This window comes from Streptacidiphilus neutrinimicus, from assembly GCF_000787815.1.
Classification (GTDB): Bacteria; Actinomycetota; Actinomycetes; order Streptomycetales; family Streptomycetaceae; genus Streptacidiphilus; species Streptacidiphilus neutrinimicus.
On the sequence record NZ_BBPO01000065.1, the window covers coordinates 1 to 1451 of the forward strand.

Consider the following 1451-nt stretch of genomic DNA (forward strand, 5'->3'; position numbering starts at 1 on the left):
TAGGCGCGAACACATCCGGGCCCGTGTCGACGGGCCCCAGGGACCCGCAGAACAAAGGAGATGCCTCGTATGGATGCGATCGTGCTGCTCAAAGACGACCACAACACGGTGGAACGGCTCTTCAAGGATTTCGAGAAGGCAGGCGACCGTGCGCACAAGACCAAGCGGGACATCGCCGACGAGGTCATCGAGGAGCTGACCGTCCACACCTGGATCGAGGAGAAGATCTTCTACCCTGCGGCCCGCGAGGCCGTGCCTCAGACCAAGGACCACGTCCTGGAGAGTGTCGAGGAGCACCACGTCGTGCTGTGGATGCTCTCCGAGCTGACGGGGCTCGACCCGAAAGACGAGCGCTTCGACGCCAAGATGACCGTTCTCATGGAGAACGTGCGCCACCACGTCGAGGAAGAGGAGCAGGAGTGGTTCCCCCAGGTGCGCTCCGCCATGGGCCGCAACCGCCTGGTCGAACTCGGCGAGGAACTTGCTGCGGCGAAGTCCACCGCTCCGCGTGACCCGCTGAAGGTCCCCAGCGCACACGAGTAGCCCGCCACCCTGGTGGGCGACGCGGCGACGGCGCCGAGTACGGTTCGCCAGGCTCGAAGTCCCATGCCCGATCCGATCCGCGGCGGTTCCAGTTCCTGCACGGGATTCCGCGCTAGTCTGGAACCAAAGGCACCCTCCGGAACGCGATCCACTCGGCTGGCGCGAGTGAGACCTCCCCGACGGTGTCCCCCTGCTGCCCCTGACCCTGGCTGCGTCGCATTCGAGACAGCCAGGAGTGCCCGTGTCCACCACCGAACAAGCAGCATCGACACCACCGCCCACTACGGTGACGGCGAGCGCACCGCCGCGGCCGGTCTACACCGGCACCGAGCCCTTCCCCGCGACCCGAACCACCCCCGACCAGCAGCCGCCGGGCTGGCAAGTGGCGGTCACCGCGATGATCGTGGCGTTTCCGTTCCTGGCGATCCTGTTGGCGGGCTGGGCGTCGTGGGGGCAGCTGATCGGCCCGCTCGACATCGCCCTGGCTCTGGCCCTCTACATCTTCACGGGCCTGGGTATCACCGTCGGTTTCCACCGCTGCCTGACCCACGGCAGCTTCACCGCCGCCCCGGCTCTCAAGGTCGTGCTCGCGGTCGCGGGGTCGATGGCGTTCCAGGGCGATGTGATCAGTTGGGTGGCCACCCACCGGCGCCACCACGCCTTCACCGACCGGCCCGGTGACCCGCATTCGCCCTTCCGCTACGGAACCACCCTGCGCGGTGAGCTTCGCGGCCTGGCCCACGCCCACGTCGGCTGGCTGTTCACCAGCGACCCGACACCGGCCGAGCGGTACGCCCCCGACCTCCTGGCCGACCGCGCCATGCGCAGGGTCTCCGCCGCCTTCCCCTCCCTGTGCGTCCTGTCGCTCGCCCTGCCCTTCGGCCTGGGATGGGCCATCGGCGGAACCC

General features: G+C 68.4%; 2 protein-coding genes. Both read left to right on the forward strand.

The features are described 5' to 3' along the window. Positions 1–69: 69 nt before the first annotated feature. Positions 70–543, forward strand: a complete 474-nt coding sequence (locus TR48_RS30020; RefSeq protein ID WP_042373231.1) for a hemerythrin domain-containing protein — start codon at positions 70–72, stop codon at positions 541–543. A 241-nt stretch (positions 544–784) separates the two neighbouring features. After that, a partial coding sequence (locus TR48_RS30025) for a fatty acid desaturase (RefSeq protein WP_236652399.1) occupies positions 785–1451 on the forward strand: 667 nt, incomplete at its 3' end.